The 23,805-nt window shown below is 41.0% G+C and carries 19 protein-coding genes; 8 read left to right on the forward strand and 11 right to left on the reverse strand.

Translation table 11 applies throughout. The annotated features are described in order from the left end of the window. Positions 1–7: 7 nt before the first annotated feature. Together JOC34_RS21350 and JOC34_RS21355 are read left to right on the forward strand one after the other, a co-directional pair. A complete protein-coding gene (locus tag JOC34_RS21350; protein WP_205138830.1) occupies positions 8–1,195 on the forward strand; it encodes an acyl-CoA dehydrogenase family protein in 1,188 nt (395 codons plus the stop codon). Between the two features lie 165 nt (positions 1,196–1,360). Then, positions 1,361–2,758: an NAD-dependent succinate-semialdehyde dehydrogenase gene (locus tag JOC34_RS21355; RefSeq protein WP_205138848.1), complete on the forward strand. Its 1,398-nt coding sequence runs from the start codon at positions 1,361–1,363 to the stop codon at positions 2,756–2,758. A 61-nt stretch (positions 2,759–2,819) separates the two neighbouring features. Here JOC34_RS21355 and JOC34_RS21360 read toward each other — a convergent pair whose 3' ends face one another. The 8 genes from JOC34_RS21360 to JOC34_RS21395 all read right to left on the reverse strand — a co-directional run bounded on the left by JOC34_RS21360 (position 2,820) and on the right by JOC34_RS21395 (position 12,828). Then, positions 2,820–3,128 (reverse strand): DUF3870 domain-containing protein, encoded by a 309-nt coding sequence (locus JOC34_RS21360; RefSeq protein WP_205138849.1) that lies wholly within the window; start codon positions 3,126–3,128, stop codon positions 2,820–2,822. Positions 3,129–3,133: 5 nt separating this feature from the next. Beyond that, positions 3,134–3,922 carry an IclR family transcriptional regulator gene (locus tag JOC34_RS21365; protein ID WP_205138831.1) on the reverse strand — a complete coding sequence of 263 codons (789 nt, stop codon included), beginning with the start codon at positions 3,920–3,922 and terminating at the stop codon, positions 3,134–3,136. A gap of 86 nt (positions 3,923–4,008) precedes the next feature. Continuing rightward, positions 4,009–5,199 carry a saccharopine dehydrogenase family protein gene (locus tag JOC34_RS21370; protein WP_338062706.1) on the reverse strand — a complete coding sequence of 397 codons (1,191 nt, stop codon included), beginning with the start codon at positions 5,197–5,199 and terminating at the stop codon, positions 4,009–4,011. A 71-nt stretch (positions 5,200–5,270) separates the two neighbouring features. Next, the gene (locus tag JOC34_RS21375; protein WP_205138833.1) at positions 5,271–6,767 is read right to left on the reverse strand and encodes an aldehyde dehydrogenase family protein; all 1,497 of its coding nucleotides are present in this window, start codon (positions 6,765–6,767) and stop codon (positions 5,271–5,273) included. Between the two features lie 24 nt (positions 6,768–6,791). Next, on the reverse strand, positions 6,792–8,435 hold the full coding sequence (locus JOC34_RS21380) for a thiamine pyrophosphate-dependent enzyme (RefSeq protein WP_205138850.1): 1,644 nt from the start codon (positions 8,433–8,435) through the stop codon (positions 6,792–6,794). 26 nt (positions 8,436–8,461) lie between these two features. Next, positions 8,462–9,640 (reverse strand): LL-diaminopimelate aminotransferase, encoded by a 1,179-nt coding sequence (locus tag JOC34_RS21385; protein ID WP_205138834.1) that lies wholly within the window; start codon positions 9,638–9,640, stop codon positions 8,462–8,464. Between the two features lie 196 nt (positions 9,641–9,836). Further along, the gene (locus JOC34_RS21390) at positions 9,837–11,417 is read right to left on the reverse strand and encodes a Na+/H+ antiporter NhaC family protein (RefSeq protein WP_205138835.1); all 1,581 of its coding nucleotides are present in this window, start codon (positions 11,415–11,417) and stop codon (positions 9,837–9,839) included. A 178-nt stretch (positions 11,418–11,595) separates the two neighbouring features. Beyond that, positions 11,596–12,828, reverse strand: a complete 1,233-nt coding sequence (locus JOC34_RS21395) for a dicarboxylate/amino acid:cation symporter (protein ID WP_205138836.1) — start codon at positions 12,826–12,828, stop codon at positions 11,596–11,598. 580 nt (positions 12,829–13,408) lie between these two features. On the opposite strand from JOC34_RS21395, the gene kynU reads away from it, so the two are divergent. From kynU to JOC34_RS21425, 6 genes are all read left to right on the forward strand, one after another. Next, positions 13,409–14,680, forward strand: coding sequence for a kynureninase (kynU, locus tag JOC34_RS21400; protein WP_205138837.1), 1,272 nt, complete (start codon positions 13,409–13,411; stop codon positions 14,678–14,680). Beyond that, positions 14,677–15,312 carry an arylformamidase gene (kynB, locus tag JOC34_RS21405; RefSeq protein WP_205138838.1) on the forward strand — a complete coding sequence of 212 codons (636 nt, stop codon included), beginning with the start codon at positions 14,677–14,679 and terminating at the stop codon, positions 15,310–15,312. The genes kynU and kynB overlap by 4 nt, the downstream gene beginning before the upstream one ends. A 2-nt stretch (positions 15,313–15,314) precedes the next feature. Further along, entirely contained in the window at positions 15,315–16,163 is an 849-nt protein-coding gene (gene kynA / locus JOC34_RS21410) for a tryptophan 2,3-dioxygenase (protein WP_205138839.1), read from the forward strand. Between the two features lie 262 nt (positions 16,164–16,425). Then, positions 16,426–16,926, forward strand: coding sequence for a MerR family transcriptional regulator (locus tag JOC34_RS21415; RefSeq protein WP_205138840.1), 501 nt, complete (start codon positions 16,426–16,428; stop codon positions 16,924–16,926). Positions 16,927–17,728: 802 nt separating this feature from the next. Beyond that, positions 17,729–19,072, forward strand: a complete 1,344-nt coding sequence (locus tag JOC34_RS21420; RefSeq protein WP_205138841.1) for a sodium-dependent transporter — start codon at positions 17,729–17,731, stop codon at positions 19,070–19,072. A gap of 28 nt (positions 19,073–19,100) precedes the next feature. Continuing rightward, positions 19,101–20,447, forward strand: coding sequence for a CoA-disulfide reductase (locus JOC34_RS21425; protein WP_205138842.1), 1,347 nt, complete (start codon positions 19,101–19,103; stop codon positions 20,445–20,447). A 73-nt stretch (positions 20,448–20,520) separates the two neighbouring features. Here JOC34_RS21425 and JOC34_RS21430 read toward each other — a convergent pair whose 3' ends face one another. From JOC34_RS21430 to JOC34_RS21440, 3 genes are all read right to left on the reverse strand, one after another. Further along, on the reverse strand, positions 20,521–21,192 hold the full coding sequence (locus JOC34_RS21430) for a hypothetical protein (RefSeq protein ID WP_205138843.1): 672 nt from the start codon (positions 21,190–21,192) through the stop codon (positions 20,521–20,523). A gap of 326 nt (positions 21,193–21,518) precedes the next feature. Next, positions 21,519–22,463 carry an EamA family transporter gene (locus JOC34_RS22145; protein ID WP_205138844.1) on the reverse strand — a complete coding sequence of 315 codons (945 nt, stop codon included), beginning with the start codon at positions 22,461–22,463 and terminating at the stop codon, positions 21,519–21,521. 32 nt (positions 22,464–22,495) lie between these two features. Next, entirely contained in the window at positions 22,496–23,548 is a 1,053-nt protein-coding gene (locus JOC34_RS21440) for a C45 family autoproteolytic acyltransferase/hydrolase (RefSeq protein ID WP_205138845.1), read from the reverse strand. Between the last annotated feature and the right edge of the window lie 257 nt (positions 23,549–23,805).

Genomic DNA, 23,805 nt, shown 5'->3' on the forward strand with positions numbered 1-23,805 from the left:
GTTATACATGGATTTTAATTTTACTGAAGAACAGGAAATGCTACGTCAAACGGTCAGAAATTTTACAGATAAGGAAATCATGCCAAATATCGCCGACTGGGATCGGAAAGGGAAATTTGATCCCAAGATCCTCACAAGGCTTGCTGAACTCGGCTTAATGGGCGTTTGTATCCCGGAAGAATATGGTGGTAGCGGCATGGATTATAATGCATTGGCAATTGTTTGTGAGGAACTGGAGCGCGGAGACACCGCATTCCGTACCGCTGTATCTGTCCACACTGGATTAAACAGTATGTCGATCCTCCAATGGGGAACAGAAGCACAAAAACAGAAATATCTTGTTCCACAAGCAAAGGGTGAACAAATTGGCGCATTTGGACTGACAGAACCTGGTGCTGGATCTGATGTTGCTGCGCTTCAAACAACGGCAGTAAAAGATGGCGACCATTATATTTTAAACGGACAAAAAACATGGATTTCATTATGTGACACAGCTGACAACTTCCTTGTTTTTGCCTATACAGACAAAGCAAAAAAACATCATGGAATCTCAGCGTTTATCGTTGAAAGAACGTGGGAGGGTTTCTCTTCTAAGGCGACGAAAGGCAAGTTGGGTATTCGCTCCGGTAATACTGGTGAACTATTTTTCGATCAGGTAAAAGTGCCAAAAGAAAATCTTGTTGGTGAAGAAGGAGAAGGTTTTAAAATTGCCATGGCCTCATTAGATAATGGTCGCTTTACCGTTGCAGCAGGCGCTGTCGGGCAAATTATGGCGTGCTTGGAAGCAAGTGTCAACTATTGTCATGAGCGGGAAACTTTTGGTAAATCAATTGGGAAACATCAGCTCGTCCAGCAAATGATTGCTAAAATGGAAGCCGGATGGCAAATGAGCCGCCTTCTCGTCTACCGTGCAGGGGAATTAAAGAACCAAGGAATACGAAACACAAGGGAAACATCTCTTGCCAAATGGCAGGCATGTGACTTTGCCAACCAAGCTGCGAATGATGCTGTACAAGTGCACGGGGCATATGGTTATTCTGATGAGTACCCTGTTGAACGTTATCTACGCAATTCAAAGGCTCCCGTCATTTATGAAGGCACAAGAGAAATTCACACTGTCATGCAGGCAGAATACGTATTGGGCTATCGGAAAGATAAACAACTAGACCGCACACTGCCAGCTTGGGAAAAATAATGAACTTATTGTACTACATTATTTTTTGATAAATAAAAAGGACACATCGCAAGCCTGTCAATTGAAACGTCTTAGCAAGGTGCGTTATTCTTGTTAGAAGAGGAGGGATTTATCTTGTTTGAAAAACGAACAAAAAGTATCTTTATTGATGGTAAATGGAAAGACATGGATAGTCAAAAAACAGTAACAGTGTACAATCCTGCTACACTTGAGCGCCTCACAGATGTGGCTTATGGTGGGGCAAGTGAAACCAAATCCGCCATTGAAGCAGCATCCACTGCTTTTCCAGTCTGGAGTGAAATGACTGGACGGGAAAGATCACGTATTTTATACAAAGCTGCTGAGCTCATGACGGAGGATGCAGATCGTTTAGGGGAAATACTTACATTAGAACAAGGTAAACCATTAAAAGAAGCTGTCGGCGAAGTAAAAGGTGCCGCCGGATTCTTACTATGGTATGCAGAGGAAGCGAGTCGCGGTTACGGCGAATGGATTCCCTCTTCAACAAAATCCAAACGACTACTTGTCATACCCCGTCCTGTTGGGGTTATCGGCGCTATCACACCATGGAATTTCCCAGCATCGATGATTACAAGGAAGTTAGGCCCAGCCTTGGCAGCAGGATGTACAGCTGTACTAAAACCTGCACCAGAAACACCACTTTCGGCAATTGAAATTGTGAAGATTTTTGCGAAAGCCGGCATGCCAAATGGCGTTGTTAATCTAGTTACTGGTGATGCACAAGCAATCGGGAATGAAATGCTCACAAATAAGGATGTGCGGTTGATTACTTTTACAGGATCCACTGCAGTTGGTAAATATTTAATGCGGGAAAGCTCCGAACATGTGAAAAAGTTATCATTGGAGCTTGGTGGTCATGCACCAAGTATTGTATTTGACGATGCAGATATCGACAAAGCTACGACACTCGTCTTAGGTAGTAAATTTAGAAATAATGGGCAAACATGTATTTGTACAAACCGCTTATATGTACATGAATCAATTGCCGATGCATTTACATCCATGTTAAAGGATAAAGTAGCCCAAATGAAAATTGGCTCCGGTTTAGGTAATGATGTAGAATTGGGACCACTCATTAATGAAAAGGCTTTTGAAAAAGTGCAAGCCCATTTAGATGACGCAGTTAAAAATGGGGCAAAGGTTGTTTATGGTGGTAGTCAATGGGAGGGGAATCTTGATGGTCATTTCTATCAACCAACCATTCTATCAGGTGCTACCGATAATATGCTAATTATGAACGAAGAAACATTTGGACCAATTATTCCTGTACAAACATTTACCGATGAAGATGAAGCATTACGAAAAGCGAATGATACGGATTATGGTTTGGCGGCATATATTTTCACAGAAAATACCAACCGTGCAATTCGTGCTTCGGAAAAGTTAGAATACGGAATTGTTGGAGTCAATGATGTTTTTCCATCGGTTCCGGAAGCGCCATTCGGTGGAATCAAACAATCCGGTGTTGGTAAAGAAGGCGGACATCATGGCATGGATGAATTCCTTGAGAAAAAGTTTATATCTGTCGGGTTGGATGGATAAATCAATTTTATTTTTGCGTCTGCAAACAAAGCAAATAACCCCTGCCTAAAAATGGTTGGGGTTACTTTTGATGTGCTTCATATTGCTTGTACAAATCTTTCAAGGCGGAAGCCAATGCGTTGCCTGCTTTACCAAAATAATGGTTTTTAATCTCTTTTGTTGGTGTTTCAATGCCATCCCGTAGACTGTAACCCCTTAGCAGTTGCTGGACAAATTCTCTGCCGTGCAGCGTCGCAAGCGTACAGCTTGCATTCACAATGACGCCATACTTTTTATCAATTTCTGCGGTGATCGTTAACGTTTCATACATATTCTGCGCCGCCATGCCAGACGGTAATCTGGCGTGTCCAGCAATAAAAACAGTATTCATCATGACTAATTCCCCTCTATCAGCTGTGTGGCTGAATTTCGATAGCCTAATTCTTCGGATATCCTTTGTGCGGTTTGTGCAGTAGAACGTTTTATGCGTTCCAGACCTTCCCCCTCATAATAACTCGACAAACCACTCACCGTTAATGCAGCAATCATTTGATCTCGATAATCATATAAGGGATAAGAAATACCAGTCGTGTCTGCGTCCTGTTCGCCGATACTATAAGCATACCCTGCTTGCCGAATCATTGCTAATTCCTTTTTTAATTTATCTTTATCCACTGGTGGGTGGTTGTGGAATGATTGGAGATTGTCAGCGCTCAAAACCGCCTCTTGTTTTTCTTCTGATAAATGGGCGAGCAACAGCTTTGGACCGGAACCCATATATAGTGGGACGCTTTTACCGATTTTGGTAAATAAGCGAAGCGCTTTTGTACTCTCAACCTTTTCAATATAAGTCGCTTCATTTTGATTAATAATAACCAAGTGAATGACTTCGTTAATCTCTTCCGCTAATTGTTCCATATACGGCAGTGCAATTTCCCTTAATTCGATTTGCTCTGAAACAATTTGTCCCAATTCCAGTAATTTTAATCCTAAACGATACCGGCTATCATGCTCGTTTTCTTTCGTTTTATATAACATATTACTGGATTCCAATGCAGATAGCAGACGATATGCAGTAGGTTTTGGCATATTAGCCTTCGCGGAGATTTCCTTTAATGTTAGTTCAGGTGTTCCTTCTGTAAATAAATCAAGTAACTTCATCGCCTTGATCACACTCTGGTTCATGTTGTTTAGCTCCTTACTTGGGGGTCAGTCCCCCATCACACTACTACTTTAACATATTAGCGTGGTGGGGGACTGACCCGCTTCATCTATATATTAACATGTGTTTTCTCTGATTGCGCTGTTTCTATAATTTTCACGCCACGTTTTTCCATTTCTTTGATATAGGTTTCTCCTGTGACAATTTGTTCTGGTGGATATACTCCGCGCTTGGTGATCTCTCCTTTTCCAATCATTTGTGCCACAACAGATATGGTATTGGCAGTTGCCCTTGCCATCGCTGTAACATTCGTTCCTCTGTCTTTGTATGTTGTCATTTCATACTTATAGGTTGTTGGCACCCCATCTTTTTCACCAGATACGAGAATACGCAATAATACCGCATCATCTTTATCACCGAGTTCTACAATTGGATCCAGTACTTGCAATAAAACCTCCCGTGGATTGATCTTTTGTCCATGGACATCTACCTCATAATCCATTCGCGTTAAGTTTAAATCAACCAACAATTGAAATTTTTCTGCATGTCCCGGGAAACGAATCGTCTTATATTCCAATGTATTCAAATCCGGATAGGATAAAGATAATGTGGATGTTCCGCCTGATGTATGGAATGCTTCCAACGGACCAAATTTATCAAAATAAACCCGCTCTATTTCTGATAAGGAAGCAATTTCCTGTTTCACGCCATTACGGATAATGAGCGAGGGATCTGTATAATGATCAAAGACGCCTTCCATTGAAAATACATGATTGTATTCCAATGGAGCGTCTGGTCGCACTGGTATACCACCGACATACAATTTAATCGCGTCTAATTGATCCAGCTTGCCTGCCCCATGTCCGGACAAAATATTGATCATGCCTGGTGCGACCCCCAGATCAGGTATCAGGGTAACACCTGCAGCCTTTGCTTTGTCCTGAAGTGCCAATACTTTATCTGTCATATGCCCAATATGGCCACCAAGATCAACAGAATTTACGCCGACCTTAATCGCTGTTTTCGCCACAACTTCATTAAAGGAGTAAAACAAAGCATTAATAATCACATCAAATTGACGCATATAGTTTGCCAATTCCTGCTCATCACTCGCATTCACCTGATAGGCTGTGAGCTTTGAGTCGCCTAGTTGATCACAGACTTGACGCGCGCGCTTTAAATCAATATCCGCTAATCCGACTGCTGTTACCCCTTCACTTGCCGCCAAATCACGTGCAGCTTCTTTCCCCATTAAACCTGAACCTAATACACCAATCTTCATATCATCCACTCCCTGTATAAATTATGCAAGCCCCTGCTATATTTATCCCGGTGCCATGATCCTCATCATGGCACTGGAAATTCACTAAATTACTCCACATCAATCTGTGCACGTTGCAGTTTGCCACTGTAATCCACATAAATGGCTTTCCATTCTGTAAATACATCTAAAGCCTGCACACCAGAATCACGATGTCCATTTCCTGTTCCTTTGGTTCCGCCAAATGGCAGATGGATCTCTGCACCAGATGTACCTGCATTGACATACACAATCCCTGTATCCAGATCCCGCTGTGCCTTAAACACACGATTCACATCACTCGTATAAATCGAACTGGAAAGTCCATATTCGACGCCATTATTTACGTCGATTGCCTCTTCAAAGCTCTTTACCGGAATTAAAGATACTACCGGACCAAAGATCTCTTCCTGTGCAATCCGCATATCTGCTGTAACATCCGTGAACAAAGTTGGAGCGAAATAGTTTCCTCCCTGATCAACATCCTCTGTATATTCGTATCCCCCTGCAAGCAATTTAGCGCCTTCATTTTTACCAATTTCCATATAACTATTAATCTTATCCATACCTGCTTGATTTATAATTGGACCAACTTTGATAGATTCATCCAAGCCATTTCCAATCGATAGTTTTTCCATCGCTGCTAATAAACGTTCTTCTAATGAAGTTTTCACTTTTTCATGAACAATCACGCGGCTACAAGCTGTACAGCGCTGTCCGCTTGTACCAAAGGCACTCCACAGAATGCCTTCCACTGCAAGATCAATATCGGCATCGTCCATGACAATGATTGCGTTTTTACCGCCCATCTCCAGAGAAACCTTCTTCAATTGCTTGCCACATTCACTTGCAATGTTCCGACCAGTGTCACCAGATCCGGTAAACGATATCACCCGAATTCCTTCATGTTGAACCATCGCGTCGCCAACAGTTGATCCTCTACCATACACAACATTCAATACACCTTTAGGCAGTCCCGCTTCCTCAAAAATCTTAGCCAATTCATATGCCATGATTGGTGTTTCTGTAGCTGGCTTCCAAACAACCGCATTTCCTGCCACAATAGCTGGAAATGACTTCCATGTAGCGATCGCGATAGGAAAGTTCCATGGCGTAATAATGCCAACAACCCCAACGGGACAACGCTGACTCATCGCGAATTTATCCTTTAATTCAGCTGGTGTTGTTTGCCCGAATAGACGCCGTCCTTCCCCAGCCATATAAAAGGCCATATCAATACCTTCCTGTACCTCACCACGTGCTTCTTCAATTACTTTCCCATTTTCTTGCGTTAATAACTGTGCCATTCTCTCTTTGCGTTCCTTCAATAAATAGCCAACCTGGTACAATACTTCCGCCCGTTGTGGAGCTGGTACCAATGCCCATTCTTTTTGTGCCTTTTTTGCTGCAGCAACTGCTTCATCCACATCGGTTGAACCCGATAAAGGAACCTGGACAACCGTCTCACCTGTTGCCGGATTTACTACTGCTGTAGCTTCGTTTACTTCTACCCATTCTCCATTAATAAAATTTGCCAATTTGTTTGTTTGCAATGTAATCTGTGTCATAAAAAAATACCTCCCCTAAATATTTTAAATTTGCTTCATTGAACGATCACGTAACTGGGTAATCGTTGAAGAAACAGAAATTTGCTCCTGATTGGTTTCAATTTCAATGACTGCTACCCTTTTGTTTGTTAGTGCTTGATCAAAGGCACTTTCGAAACCTTCCACCGTATTAACCACGTATCCGTCCGCACCAACACTCCTTGCCAAATCCTTAAAGGAAACACTACCTAAATCTGTTGCCATAACCTTCTTTGGATAATGCATTTCCTGATGCATCCGGATCGTACCGTACATTTTATTATTAAATACAAGACATATGACAGGAATATTGTTTCTGACCGCTGTTTCCAATTCCTGAACGGTCATCATGAACCCACCGTCCCCGGATAAAGACACGACCGTTTTATTCGGAAAAGCAAGCTTCGCACCTAATGCTGCAGGCATCCCATATCCCATTGCACCGGAAGTAGGACCGACATACGTATGCTTTTCGCGAAACGTGTAGAAGGAATGGAGCCATCCGGCAAAATTACCAGCGTCATTGGTGATGAGCGCATCATTGGGAAGTTTTTTATCCATGATAGCAATCACTTGTTTATTTATCCCATCGGTTGTAGAAACGGTTAAGTCACTCGTTATTTCATATCGCTGCCGACTTTCTTCTGCCCACGCTTTCCAGACAGGCGTTATATCCATCGTAGAGAGGCTTTGTAATGCCCCCTTCAGATCTGCAACGATGCCAACCTCCGGAGGATATACTTTACCGATCGTTTCGAAAGCAATATCAATGTGAATCAGTTTTTTATCCGGTGTCATGATCGAATAATCCTGTGTTGTCACTTCGGAAAGTCTTGTTCCCAAAGCTAAAACAACATCAGACTCGCTCACCGTTTTCAGCACTTCCTTACTTGTGCCTAACCCAAGATGACCGGCATATAATCCATGATCATTCGGAAAAACATCATGCCTTCTAAATGCAGCGATAACAGGTAAATCATATTTTTCGGCAAACTGCAGTAACCCATCTTCGGCCCCCGAACTTTTCACACCACCACCCGCGATTATAAGCGGCTTTCTCGCGGTATTGAGTATGGACGCTATCTGTTCTATTTCTGTCTTCGCTGGTACAGGTCTTGGTTTTTGAAAAGCCGGACCGAAATGCATTTCTGCCTCCATCGGCAACACATCTTCCGGCAGAGAAACAACTACTGGTCCCGGTCGGCCAGACTGGGCAATACGAAATGCACGCTGCACCATTTCCGGCATTCTTTCCGGATCTGTTACCTCTACCGTCCACTTGGCAATATGTTGAAAGTAACGATCCAACTCTACCTCCTGGAAACCTTCCCTGCCCCTAAATTTGCGATGAACCTGCCCTAAAAATACAATCATCGGCGTAGAATCCTGATAGGCGGTATGAACACCAATGGATAGATTTGCACCGCCAACCGCCCGTGTTGCGAGAACAATACCAGGTTTGAGTGAAGCCTTGGCATAACCCTCCGCCATAAATGCCGCTCCCCCTTCATGTCGATTGGAAACAACATCCATCGAAGGCTCACCATACAAGGCATCTAGAACAGGCAAATAACTCTCTCCAGGAACACAGAAAATCTTGCTGACACCTTCTTTTTTCATACAGGCTACAATCGCTTCGGCAGCCGTCATCTTTGTCGCCGTTACATGTGCTTGATTCAAGTTGTCAGCCCCTTTAAATCCAATTGCTTTAAGCGGTCGATTACTTCTTCTAAACGCTCCATCGGTACAGATAACGCAATCCGAAAAAATCCTTCTCCAGACGGACCAAATGCCGTTCCCGGTGTCACAATCACCCCAGCCTCATCTAATAATTTATTGGCAAATGCGCTAGAACTATATCCAGATGGCACTTTTGCCCACATAAATATAGTTCCTTTTGGCTTTTCTGCGTCTATGCCCACTTCCTGTAAAGCTTTGTGTAATTTTTCCATTCTTTCTGTATAGATCAGACAATTTGCTTCTACCGCAGATAGATCACTATTCAACGCCATGGCGGCAGCCTCTTGAATAGGGAGAAACTGCGATGAATCTACATTGCTTTTTAACGTGGACAATGCTTTAATCACTTCTTTGTTCCCAACAACATAACCAATGCGCCAACCAGTCATATTGAAGCTTTTAGACAAGGAACCAAATTCAACCGCGTGATCCTTTGCATCTGGGACCTGCATCACGCTAGGCGCTTTATAGCCATTAAATGTGATCAAATCGTATGCAGCATCATGTGCCAGTAGGACGTTATTTCCCCTAGCAATTGTAATCGCTTCCATAAAAGTGTTTAAATCTACGGTTGCTGCTGTTGGGTTACTTGGATAGTTTAAAAACATCAACTTGGCGCGCTTTAAATCTACTGCAGCAACTTTTTCAAACATCGGTACATAGCCATTATCTTTATCGAGTGGTAGCTGGATTGCCTCTCCACCGGCTAAATGAACACCTGAACGATAAACCGGATAAGATAAATCCGGCACCATCACAGCGTCACCCGGATTAATAACCGCCTGAATCAGATGAGAGATCCCTTCCTTTGATCCAATTAGCGCAAGTACTTCTGTATTTGGATCAATATCTACGCTATAATGGCTTTTGTAAAAGTCTGCCACTGCCTCTCTAAACAAAGGACTGCCGCTATAAGTAGCGTATCGATGATTTGCAGGAATACGTGCGGCTTTTGCCAGCTCTTCTACAACGAAATCTGGTGCAGGTAAATCAGGTGCTCCAATGCCTAGATCAATGACATCTACTCCCTGTTCTTCCAATGCCAATTTTTTCTTTTGAAACGCAGCAAACAAATAAGGTGGTAAACTGCTTACTTTGTCAGACACAAAGGTCATTTCCTGTCCTCCGTTTCATTTAATGAAATGCCATTTCACATTACTTATTCAAGTATAAATCAGAGATTTAAAATTTGCAATTGTTTATCAAAAAAAAATCTGGGAACTTACCGAAGGAACACGCAAGCACTATATCTAAAAAGGAAAGAAAAGCAGCGTTTACCTTCATTAGTAACATTAAACAATGGACGAAACCTTATTTTGCAATCGATTCCTCTAGTTTTTCTATCTCTTTTGGTTTCTTTAATACGATATAAAGCACAGCCAAACTGATAGCCACCGTTAACAAACCAAGCCACACACTTCCAGTTAGTCCAAGCACCACATAACTAATTGCAGTGATAAACGCTGCCAACAACGCATAAGGCAGTTGGGTAGTCACATGATCAATATGGTGACAGCTTGATCCCGCAGAAGAAAGTATTGTTGTATCTGAGATTGGCGAACAGTGATCACCAAACACTGCTCCAGCTAGTACTGCTGCTAACATCGGTAATAGCAAATTGATATCTGTAGCTCCAGCAATTTGACCGGCAATTGGCAACAGAATGCCAAAGGATCCCCACGATGTTCCTGTTGCAAAAGCAATAAACCCTGCCATAATGAAAACAATCACAGGTAAAAGTGTTAGACTTAAATTTGCTGATTGAACAACACTTGCTAAATATTCCCCTGTCTTCAATTCACCAATTAAAAAGGCAATCGCCCAAGCGAAAATCAAAATGGTGAATCCCGGCAACATTGACTTCGCACCTTCGACGATGCCGATTCCAAAATGCTTTCCCGTAAGTTTCCCTTTACCAATATGGCGACGGAAAAATAAAAACGTAACAATTAAACCGATAATCCCACCATATAACAGCGACTTAGACACATCTGCTTCCCCAAAGATGGTGATAAATGTTTTTTCCCCTTCAACAGCTCCGTATCCTGTCCAAAACATCGTAATAAGTGTCGCAACAAACAAAGTTACAATCGGAACTACGAGTTCTCTTATTTTCCCACTGTCACTCACAGGTAAATTGGCGTTCGCATCCACATTCTCCTTTTTATTCGGATCGAGTACTTCCCCCGTCCTGAATGCACGATCTTCATGTACTTTCATTGGCCCGAAGTCAGCCTGTTTCAGGGCAATCACCAACACCATACCCAAAGTCGCCCAAACGTAAAAATTCATCGGTATGAGTTCAATAAACGCTCCGAGCGCCGTGTATTCCGTAACATTTTGTGTGACCAGAATGGTTCCTAGTATCCCGATAATATAAGCGCCCCAGCTGGAAATCGGTGCAATGACACATACCGGCGCAGAAGTGGCATCGACAATATAAGCCAGTTTTGCCCGTGATACCCGATGTTTGTCCGTTACTGGCTTACTTACTTGACCAACTGTCAAACTGTTAAAATAGTCATCGATAAACACAATGATTCCAAGCACCATGGTCATAATTTGTGCACCGGTTCTTGTCTTCACATGCCGAATCATCCAATCTCCAAACGCTTTTGTACCACCCATCATGCTGACAAATGCTGTTAAAACACCGAGCATTAACACGAATAGTAAAATATACACGTTCCAAGTATTCAATGCCCCGTCCTCGACAAAGACACCTTTAAAAGACTCCCAAACCAAGGTCAGCGAATCAAACACATTAAAACTAGCGATAAAAAATGCAGCAGCAACAATACCAACACCTAATGACACGAGCACCCGCTTTGTCAGCAATACCATAATGATTGCCAATAACGGTGGAACCAGAGACCAAATGGTGTTCTCCATAGAATTCCCTCCCGCTTTTTTATTTTAACTATTTACACTATTCTATAATACTTTCAGAAAACCTCTTTTATACTTTATATCTAATATATATATAACAGTTCATGACAAAGAGACACATTTAGAACAAATCTAATTGTGTCTCTCCATATCAGATGAATGATATAATTTCCCCTCATCATTACACTTCGACTTCTGCGTTTTCCATCCAATCTTTTCCGTCTAAATGCCTTGTAACAAGCATGCTTGAAACCGTATCTCCCGTTGAATTAATCATTGTTGCAGGCGGATCAACAACGACACCGATTGCGGAAATAACCGGTAATGCTTGAATCGGCAATCCATATAATGTAATAATCATCATTTCTCCGATAAAACCACCACCAGGAATTCCGCTCATTACAATGCCCGATAATAAACAAATTCCAATAGCCGTTAGAAATGTGCTTATACCTGTGAAATCCATATTAAACACGCCGAACACAAAAGCAATTTTCAACATCGCTGCAAGACAGGAACCATCCATATGTATCGTTGCCCCAAGTGGTAACACTGTCTCCCGAATATCCTTGGGAACACCAATCTTTTTCGCTGCCTGCAGATTAACGGGAATGGTCGCAATACTGCTCCCCGTTCCAAGTGCAGTTGCTGCTGGGGCAAGAATGTTTTTCCAGAAGTGAGATATACCCTTTTTACCTCCTGCGATAAAAGCATACAGTGTAAACCCAAAGGCAAAATATAAAATCGAAACAGGATAATAAATAAGCACTGCTTTGGCGTAATCGCCGAGTAATTCTGTACCGAATTCTCCGATTAAGGCAGCAAAATAAGCACCTAAACCAATCGGAGCGTAATACATAATGAGTTGAATCAGTTTCATAAATACTTCTGAACCGCTCGTCAGGAATTTTGTAAAGGGGCGTCCTTGTTCACCAGTAAGCCCTGTTGCTAACCCGATTAAGACAGCAAATATAATTAATGCGAGCATGTTTTCACGAGAGAATAGATCGACAAAGTCCGGTACAGTAAACGTGTTAACGATTTGTTCGGACAATGCAACATCTTCCACTTCGTCTGGTGTTTCTAATTGGATATCTGCACCAGCTCCTGGGGGAAATAATATGGTTGCAAATAACATAAAGGCAGAAGAGATAATCCCCGTAATGATAAAAACAGTCATCATCGATCCCATGATTTTACCAAGTCTTTTCATACTGTCCATATTTGCAATGGCAGAAGATATAGAGAAGAAAACAAGCGGTATAACAGTCATAAATAAGAGATTTAAAAAGATATCTCCGAAAGGTTTGATGACACCTGTTTTTTCACCAAAAGTTAGTCCAACAATAGATCCGATAAGTATAGAAGCTAGTAAAATGAGCGGAAATCGATAAGTTTTCAGTTTCTCTTTCAAAATAATCACCCTTTTCATCAAAATATTACTCTATATAAGTTGAACTAAAGAATTTAGCGCTGGTAAGCCATTTTAAAAATTAGCACCTATTGATTGGAGTGTAGGCGCGAGACTCCAGCGGGAAAAAAGCGAAGCCACTGAAAAAGTTAAATATAGCACTATAATATGCGGATCCACCATCGCATCTTCGAATATACTGCGCTTTCCGCGGGCGAGTGTCGAGTCTCCTCGGACTACCGTCCTGCGGGGTCTCGTCGATCTCTTACTTCCCGCTGGAGTCTCCGTATATTCGAGTTGCTAGATTAAGGTGAAAAGCAATTTTTTTAAAATCTACCACTTTTTCAGTGACCTCGAAAAAAGGCTTCGATGAGACCCCGCAGAGCTTTAGCTCAAGAAAGCTCATTAGTCGCCCGTGGAAAGCGAGCGCCTGCATGGAAAGCAATGGCTATGATAGAATCATACATTCAACTTATATTAACAATCTTACAGTAAATATTGAAAAAGAAAAGTAAGCGTTCTATTAGAAAATGAATTTTTTTGTTAGAATAAAGATAATATATGAAAAGAGGTGCCTATATTTATGAATGCCGAACAATCCTATGCACAATATTTGGATCAACAAGATGGTTTAAAAAACTATCGTAATGAATTTTATATCTCCGAAAATAAAATTTATTTTGATGGAAATTCTTTAGGACTCCTATCCAAACGATCAGAACAAGCAGTAGATAAACTAATGGCATCTTGGAGGGATTATGCAATAGATGGTTGGACAGAAGGAACACATCCCTGGTTCTATTTATCAGAGAAACTGGGAAAAATGACCGCACCACTAGTTGGCGCTAAACCGGAAGAAATAATAACAACAGGATCTACAACCGCAAACCTGCATCAATTGGTCGCAAGCTTTTTCAAACCGGAAAGAAAGCGGACAAAGATTTTGGCGGATGAGCTCAATTTCCCATCCGATATTTATGCATTGAAAAGCCAGTTGCGATTGAAAGGCTTAGATCCAGAAGAACACCTCGTTCAGGTCAAAAGCAAAGATGGGAATACACTGCAAACTCAAGCTATGATTAACGCGATGACCAACGACATTGCCTTAATTGTGCTACCTGCTGTACTTTATCGCAGTGGACAAATTTTAGATATGCAAGCCTTAACAAAAGCAGCCCATAAACGCGGAATCTTGATTGGCTTTGATTTATGTCATTCCATCGGGGCGATTCCCCATCATTTAACAGATTGGGGCGTTGATTTTGCTTTTTGGTGTTCTTATAAACATTTGAATGGCGGCCCTGGCAGTGTTGGCGGATTGTATGTGAACGAAAAGCACTTTGGTGAAGCACCAGGACTTGCCGGCTGGTTCGGCTCAGCTAAAGATAAGCAATTTGATATGGATCACACATTTTCATCAGCACCTAACGCAGGCGCCTATCAAATCGGCACACCACACGTATTAAGTGCCGCACCATTACTCGGCTCATTGGAAATATTTGCAGAAGTTGGCATCCAGCAAATTCGGGAAAAATCATTGCATTTAACGACTTACATGATGAAGTTAGTCGAAGATCAATTAGCCGAATATCAATTTAAGATTGCGAATCCACAAGATGAAATCACTCGTGGTGGACATGTATTTCTTGAGCATCCCGAAGCAGCGAGGATTTGCAAAGCATTAAAAGCGGACGGGGTTATTCCTGACTTTCGCAGGCCTAACGGCATCCGTCTTGCACCTGTCGCACTGTACAATACATTCGAAGAAGTTTGGCAGGCTGTACAGATTTTAAAAACAATTATGAAGGAAGAACGCTATAAAAAATATGAGAACAAACGAGGTGTGATCGCATGAAGCAATGGATAGATATTTCTCAACCCTTAACGAACGACATGGCTTGTTTTCCTGGGGACACGCCATATACTTATTCCTTAACCTATACAAAGGAACAATCCGGCTCCGCTAACATCGGACAAATGACGGCTAGCTTGCATACAGGAACACATGTTGATGCTCCCTTCCACTATGATTCAGAAGGCAAAACCATCGATCAACTTGATCTAGATCGCTATATCGGAGAAGCAATGGTTATTGATGTGAGCCATACAGATAGCATAACAGCGGAAATACTACAGGAATTCGCATTGGAAAATGTAAGCCGTTTATTATTGCGCACTTCTTTGCCGAATAACCCGAAACGGTTTCCTGAACAGATACCAGAACTTGACCCTGATATTGCTCGCTTTTTACAGGGAAAAGGTGTGCAATTATTGGGTGTGGACATGCCGTCTGTAGATGCTGCTGACAGTAAAGATCTTGCCACCCATCATGCATTATACAGCAGTGGAATCAATATCTTGGAAAATCTCATGCTGGACCATGTGGAAGTAGGTACGTATGAATTAATTGCACTACCACTCGCTATCCATGGGGCAGATGGTAGCCCAGTACGTGCTGTACTACGACCGATTAAGGAAGGAAAGTAAAAATGACAGATAAAAACACAAATGACACGTTTTCATCCGAAAAAGGGATCCACACCGATTTTATGGAAAAGATGACCTATGGAGATTACTTGCAGCTTGATACATTGCTTTCCAGTCAAACAAGGTTATCCGATCATCATGACGAGATGTTATTTATCATTATTCATCAAGTCAGTGAACTGTGGTTAAAACTAATCATTCATGAAACCCAAGGTGCTATACAGGCCATCCAGCAAGGCAAACTGCAAGCCTCTTTTAAAATGCTTGCCCGTGTCTCCAGAATCCAGGTGCAGATTATTCAAGCATGGGATGTGCTTTCCACGCTAACACCTGCTGAATACATGGAATTTCGTGATCAATTGGGGAATGCATCCGGCTTTCAATCGTATCAGTACCGATTGGTTGAGTTTGTCCTAGGATATAAAACACCTTTCATCCTGGAGATTTACAAAAAGGATCCGCAGCTACATGCTATTTTAGAAAAGGCCTATCATGCTCCAGGGCTTTATGATGTAGCGATCCAAGCAGTAGCAGATGCAGGCTTTTCGATTAATGAAGCAGTGCTGAATCGCGACTTCTCGGAAACGTATGAGAAGGACAAGAGCGTTGAACAAGCTTGGCTAGCCATTTATAAAGATGTTGACCAGTATTGGGACCTCTATCAGCTTGCAGAAAAGCTCGTCGATGTAGAAGATTCCTTCCAACAATGGCGCTTTCGGCATATGAAAACGGTCGAACGAATCATTGGCCACAAAATGGGTACCGGCGGATCTTCCGGCGTTGGTTATTTGAAAAAAGTATTGGATCATTATTTCTTTCCTGAACTATGGGATTTACGGACGAAGATTTAAACAAGCGTGCCAAAATTTCAATCCAAATTTTGGCATGCTTCTTATTAGCAGATAGGAAGGTATAAAACTTTCCATTCGTATAATGACACACCTCCCCCTCTCTCTTACATATTTTTTCCACACTTATCACATCTTCATCCCATCTTCTTTTTTTATGCTAAGGTTACAATTGAATATTGGAAAATGAATGCAACTATCATAAAAAGATATCGTTCGAAACTTGGCTGCTAACTGCAAAAAAAGAGAAAGACGGTGATCAATAATGGAATTGTTAAGCTTTAATCGATTGTGCCAAACTGTTGGCATTTCACAAACTACTGCTGAAAATTGGATTGAAGAGTTTACGATTTATATACCGAAAACAAAACAACATGATGGTATGTATTATCTCCCAGAGGCGATTGACATCCTTCGATTTATTAAAAAATGTAAATATCAAAATTACGAAAAGAACAAGATTATGGAAATGTTAGGAAAAAGAAGCTTTCCTATTCGAGTGGAAGATACGATAGAGGATGTAAAAATGGCATTCGATCAGAAGGACTATCGTGATAATATTTTGACAGTGATGCAAACAATCGGAGCTACTGTATCCAATGTAGCGGCACAGAAAGAAACTGTACAATCAATGCAGGAACAGCAGGAAAAACAAACGGAAGAAATAAAGCAGTTAAAACAGGAATTTAAAGCATTAAAACAACAGGCCTCCACCGCTAAAACATATGAAATTAAAAAACGCACATTTACGAAACTGTTTGAATAAGGGTATGGATCATCCAACCATGTAATTTATACTGAAAAGTAATACAGTCTAAAATTCAATTTGCCTCTCCACATCTTTTCTCTGATATGAGCCAAACTAAAAGAAAAGGAGGTTATGAGATGGCTAAAGACAAGACGAAAACAAAGAACAAAAGCAAGGAAGAAATAAACGATATGAAAAACAATAATAAGTATAAACGTAATCGCCCACCAGGTAATTAATCAACAACTTGAAAGCCATACTTCAATTCACACGCTGAAGGCGACCCATGCGGATTGAAGTATGGCTTCATTATTCCCCTCGTCCTCCCATCCAAATAATCAATCAAATCCACAGTTTATTGCCTTTTTGTCGTGTCGATTCGATAATAAATAGATAAATACCAAGACCACTAATTCACTATTGTAATGATTGTTTGAAGCGGAGGACCGTTGACTCCAGCGGGAACAGCACGTGTCTGAAGACCCCACAGAGTGGTTTTCTCGAGGAGACTGAAGCCGTGCCCGCGGAAAGCAACGGTCCGCAGCGAAAAACACCCCAGCACATATGTCTCTGCCTATAAATTTCGTGTTAAAAACAACAAATCTTTTCGGTGAAACGAACCTTTGATGCAGTCCCGATCTGTTAGAAAAACAGCCTAAATAATAAAGGATTTTTTTAATTGTATATGCACTCCTGCTTAAACAAAAGGCATAAACTTTTTTCGCCCCTTATTATCCCATTTAATTTCAAAAATACATCTCATTAATGCTATACTTGTAAACAAAATCATAATATACAAGAACACATTTGGAGGCAAATCATGGAAGCAAAAAAAGATCAATGGTCGACGAAACTCGGCTTCATTTTATCATCAGCCGGGGCAGCTATCGGCCTTGGCGCAATTTGGAAATTCCCTTATATGACAGGGATGAATGGTGGAGGCGCATTTTTCTTACTGTTTATCGCTTTTACAGTAATCATTGGCCTCCCTATACTAATCGCTGAGTTTGTGATTGGGAGAGGTGCACAGAAGGAAGCTGTTAGCGCTTACCAAACACTCGCGCCGAAAAGCGGCTGGTCATTTATTGGACATTGGGGCGTTGTCGGTGCCTTTATCCTGATGAGCTTTTACAGTGTTGTCGGAGGCTGGGTGCTTATTTACAGTGCGTTATCCATTCCCGGTATGGTCATCAAAGATAATGCCAATTATCAAGAACTATTTGCAACCATTACTGGCAGTCCGGCAATTACTATTTTAGGACTTGCACTTTTTATACTGTTGAATGTCATTGTTATTTCATTTGGGATTAAAGACGGGATCGAAAAATCCAGTAAAATATTAATGCCATTATTGTTTGTATTTTTTATTATCCTAGTGATTCGTGCAGTAACCTTTGAAGGTGCAATGGAAGGGATTCGTTTCTTTCTACAGCCAGACTTTTCAAAACTAACGGCTTCCAATGTGCTCGATGCCCTTGGGCAGTCCTTCTTCTCATTGGCTGTTGGTATTTCCGTGATGGTCACTTACAGCTCTTACTTGGGTAAAGATGTCAGTCTCCCAATGTCGGCAGGGTCTGTTTCTATCATGAATATTTTTGTTTCCCTGCTCGCTGGGCTAGCCATTTTTCCAGTCGTATTTGCTTTCGGACTTGAACCGGCTCAGGGACCGGGTTTACTTTTTATTGTTTTACCCGAAGCATTTGCGCAGATGCCATTTGGAGCATTCTTTCTAACTTTATTTTTATTGTTATTTCTGTTCGCTGTCCTAACATCGTCCTTTAGTATGCTGGAGATTATTACATCAGCATTTACCGAGAAAAAGCAGCGTTCTCGTAAAAAAGTCGCGATGATTGCTGGTTTGGCCGTCTTTATTGCTGGTATTCCCGCCGCATTATCATCCAGCAATTTATCTGATTTTAAGATATTCGGATTAACTGCTTTTGACGCATCTGATTTCCTTGTCAGTAATATCATGCTTCCTGCCGGGTGTTTGTTTATCGCGTTGTTTATTGGATTCAAAATGGATAAAAAACTGATCAAGCAAGAATTTTCCTATGGTAATCATTTATCGGAAACAACTTATCAAATCTGGTTTCTAATTATGCGCTGGATCGCGCCAATTACTATTATCATCGTTTTCTTAAGATCTTTAAATATCATTTAGACCAATAGTTTAATAAGGAGCGATTGTATTGAAACAAAAAATCATCATCGTTGGTGGTGTTGCCGGTGGCGCAACCGTTGCCGCGCAAATTCGTCGACAAGATAAACTTTCAGACATTATTATCTTTGATCGAGGCGATTATATCGCATTTTCTAATTGCGGACTGCCCTATTATATTGGAGAAATCGTTAAAAACAGGGATGACCTATTGTTTCCAACCGGGGAATTTGAGGAGAAATATGGCGTAGAGATTCGAGTGAATTCGGAAGTTACAGCGATCAACCGAGAAAAGAAGCATATTCAGTATCAAAATGTATCTGGCATTCATGAGGAAACGTACGATAAACTCATTTTATCTCCCGGTGCAGATGCGGTCGCTCCTGATTTTGCCGGAATAGATAAACAGTGTACATTTACATTACATACGATCCCTGGTATGGATAAGATGAATGCTTTTATCAAGGAAAAACAACCGAAGACAGCAGCCATTGTCGGGGCTGGCTTTATTGGAATGGAAGTTGTTGAAAACTTACATGCACTTGGTATCAAATGTACGATCATTGATCGGTCCAAACATGTGATGAAAATTGTAGATGAAGATATGGCTTCCGTTATTCAAGACCATCTTACGGAGAAGCGCGTTGACCTTATTTTAGAGGAAGGTTTAGACCATTTTAACAACGAGGGAAAAACACTTGTCTTAAGTAGTGGAGCACATATAGATGCAGACATGACAATTTTAGCTTTAGGAATCAAGCCAAATGTAGCGTTAGCATCGGAAGCTGCACTCGCTATTGGAAAAACAGGCGCGATTACGACAAATCGCTATATGCAAACGACTGACCCCGATATTTACGCATTAGGTGATGCAGTGGAAACAAACGACTTTGCAACATATTCGCCCAGACATGTGGCATTGGCATGGCCTGCACACCGCCAGGCATTCATCATTTCCAGCCATTTAAATGGGGAAAACATCGCTTATAGGGGTACATTGGGAACAGCTATTTTAAAAGTATTTGATTTAACTGTCGGGGCAGCTGGTCATACAAGCCGTTCTCTAACGGACATGGAGCTCCCATATATGGAAACAATGCTACAAGCCCATTCCCATGCAAATTATTACCCTGGAGCAGAGAAACTTTGGCTGAAAATTTTATTTAACGGCCAGGATGGAACGATCTACGGAGCACAAGCTGTCGGTTATGACGGTGCAGACAAACGGCTTGCAGTACTCGCAACCGCGATCAAAGCAAAACTAACGGTTACGGACCTACCTGATTTAGAGCTTGGCTATGCGCCTCCCTATGGAAACTCCAAAGACCCGATTAATGTGCTTGGATATAAGGCAAGTGCCATGTTGGATCATAAGTAAAAGCTATTTTCAATAAGAATTGTTTTTATAGCTAATTTAAAAATTCCCAACCACAATGGTTGGGAATTTCTTATTATATATCTTCCTCATATCGATAGACAAGCTGAAAGTGATCTTCATTTAATAACTCAGCCACATGAACACGCACACCATGACCAAAAATAACTTCTGTTTTTGACATTCCAACGATCATTGCTTTCACGTCGCTTTTTACATCATTATAGATGTCGCCGACGACAGGTTTGAGCTCATTATCCGATTCCGCTAAATACGTAATGGATTCATCTTCAATTCGCTGTGCTTCTGGCACCAAATTTTTATCGAAGTAAGCGACTTCCTGACTGCCTTCTTTTCTTCCTGGAACCATTACCACATACTCATTATGCTTCACACCATTATCTCTAGTTGTTACGACATTTCCTCCATCAACATTATCTACTTTCTCAATTTCATTCAGGGAATAGTGATCAAGGAAATCCGGTGCAGGCTTAATAATTAATATATAATCGCCAGGTTCCGGTCGCGTATCTTTATCAATGGTATATCTTTTTCCGTAGAAGATAAACGTATCCCCGTGCTGTGGTCGATACAAATCAATTAAACTTGCCTTGGTTAACACTTGTTCCATATCCTTTAAACGATACATATGCACTGAGTTTTTGAACATTGGTTTGACTGAATATACTTTATGCAGCTCATTCTGATAAAAAACAAATTGGCCCTTCCTTACTTGAAAAAGTTTCATTGCATTACCTCCCATAAAGTGAAACTTCATTCAGTGGGAGTCTTCTTTTTTTCCACTGAATGTTGCTTGTGCGAACAGTTATCCCCATCTCAAATGCTTGATGTCCCTTTTTTTTAAGCTGGGGGTTTTACTGCCTGCCAAACTGCGATAAATACTTATGAATTCATTATAGCTTGCTATGGTTTAGAAAACTAGGCATTCGCCAAGCCTTTAGACAAATTTGTTTCGTTGTACTGATGCAGTAGAAACGTTTATACTTCGATATCTGCCAAAAAGATAGTCCTATTTACTTTTCCGCAAAGTGCCTAAATTTAAACATAAAATGATCAGGTTTGTACTTTTTTCTTCGCATTTTTATTTGCTGGTTGATAGTTAATCGCAATAATCCCCAGTGCAACCAGGCCAATGGCGAAATAAATGAACATATCCAACGCCTCTCCCGGAATGAACATTGCAGATAGTATAACGCCTGATACGGGGGTGATAAACTTATAAATACTGATTTCCCCTGCTTTGTTATATTTTAAAATAGAATACCAGAGCGCAAATGCTACTGCAGAAAGCAATGCCGAATATAACAATAAGCCCCAACCAAGTGGAGTGAATACAATCGCATCTTGTGTTATTTGTGGCATGCCAAAAGCCAACATCATGATAGATCCAATCGTCAATTGCCAACCTGTTAATGCAAATGGATGAATACCTAGTGCCATTTCTTTTGCCATAATGGTTCCAATCGCCCCAGTAAGTGCAGCTAAAATCATAAATCCTTCACCGGTAAAATGAAAACTAAATGAAAATTCCTGCCCCCAATTGGCAATAATAATACCTGCAAAACCAGCTACTAAGCCAAACACCTTTGCACGATTGATCCGGTCATTGCGATAGAAGAAATGCGCTAAAATTACGGTAAAAAATGTGCCGCTTGCAGCTAAGATCGCACCTTGAATACCCGATGTATTCGCAAGTCCATTATAAAAGAAGAAATATTGGACAGCTGTTTGGATAAAACCAAAAATCACAATGAAGAACGTTTGTCTTCGTGTTAACCGAAGCGCTTTACGATTGGTAAAAAATAAACCAACCAACAGAATAGCACCTGCTAACAAAAATCGATACCCGGCTAAAACAATTTTAGCAATCGTATCATCTGCCGCCATTTGCATTTCTGTATAACTAACTTTTAATACCGGGAATGCACTTCCCCATAATATGGAACAAAAAATTGCAACAACAATTACAACACGTTTATTTTTTAAATAATCTTGCACTTGTTTAACTCCTTTATTGTCAAAACACCAATTTATCTTACATTACTTTCCATATGAACAAAAGGCAAATCTGTATCTACTTCGCCTAATATTTGTTTTGTTGTTATATTTTCACCCTGGAGCCATTTATGAAAATCAAATATAAGCGGTTCACGATCTCCGCCCAAGGCAAACCAGGCTTTTTTCTGCTTCGGTAAATATCCCGAAGTGTGGATCGTACCTGCCCAACTCTTATATTGCTTAGAAAAAACACCTTTATCCGTATCATTCAGCATCCGAAAAGCTTGATAGGCATTATTTATCTGATCTCTTTGTGCTTCTATGGCGTCCATTCTTTTATAAGAGTCATCTAAGTGATAACGATTTTCATGCTTCAACAGTTCAAAATGATTGGTGCATACATTGGACCTACGCACTTCAACCCCTCTTGGCGTGGCCTCAACGACAAAAGTTTCTCCCGTCTCATCCAGCACCACATAGCTAAAAGAATGTCGATGTGGAATTTCTTTTAAAAGGGATATAGCTTCTCCAACATTTGCACACGTTTCTAAAACGATTCGTCCAATCATATTACAAATAAAACCGTCCCCCGGCTTTTTACGATGCATGAAATTGTATCCCATTGCCAATCCTTTTTCATTCATGCCATCCATTCTTCCAGTGATCCGCTGCGATGGACCGATAACGGCATAGCCCTGATCTGTCGGCTGAAAAATTGTATAACGTCCCTCATATGTTTTCGGATGATAGTCATAGTTACGTATCATATAATCTGTTCCAGTAAAAATCGAACAACCACTGCGCATATATTCGAGACGATAACCACCAAATTCCTGCAGGACATCCTCTATTTTCCATTCCAAAGCATCCTGAAAACCAAGTAACTCATCCCAAATCGCTGGAGCAAACTGCTTCATAACTTTTTTCACTACTTCCTCGCCAATGGTAAAGCGCGGCCGTCTGATTTTCCATTGCTTCTTGCGATTTTCAATCGTATTGGAATCCTTTAACAGCTTCCCCTGCATATAACCAAAGTCATAATGATTCCCACGAAATTGTATCAAATCGCTATATATTTGTTTCATCGACTTATCCCTCATTTACTGTCTGCTATATATATTGTAATAGAAGCAGCGACATTTTAACATGAATGAAGCCTTATAGGAAGTGAATTATCGTGGTAGGGCCATGTTTATATTTTCTCGCTCGTTTTAGTACCAGCGTCGCTCGACTTTCTTCCTTTCCCGAGTCAAGTCCCAAATCCTGTGTAAATTAGTTTTACAATGTTAACCGATCAGGTGGCATATTATATAATCAAAATTACAAAGCACTGAGATAAATA

The organism is Virgibacillus halotolerans, from assembly GCF_016908515.1.
Classification (GTDB): Bacteria; Bacillota; Bacilli; order Bacillales; family Amphibacillaceae; genus Virgibacillus_M; species Virgibacillus_M halotolerans.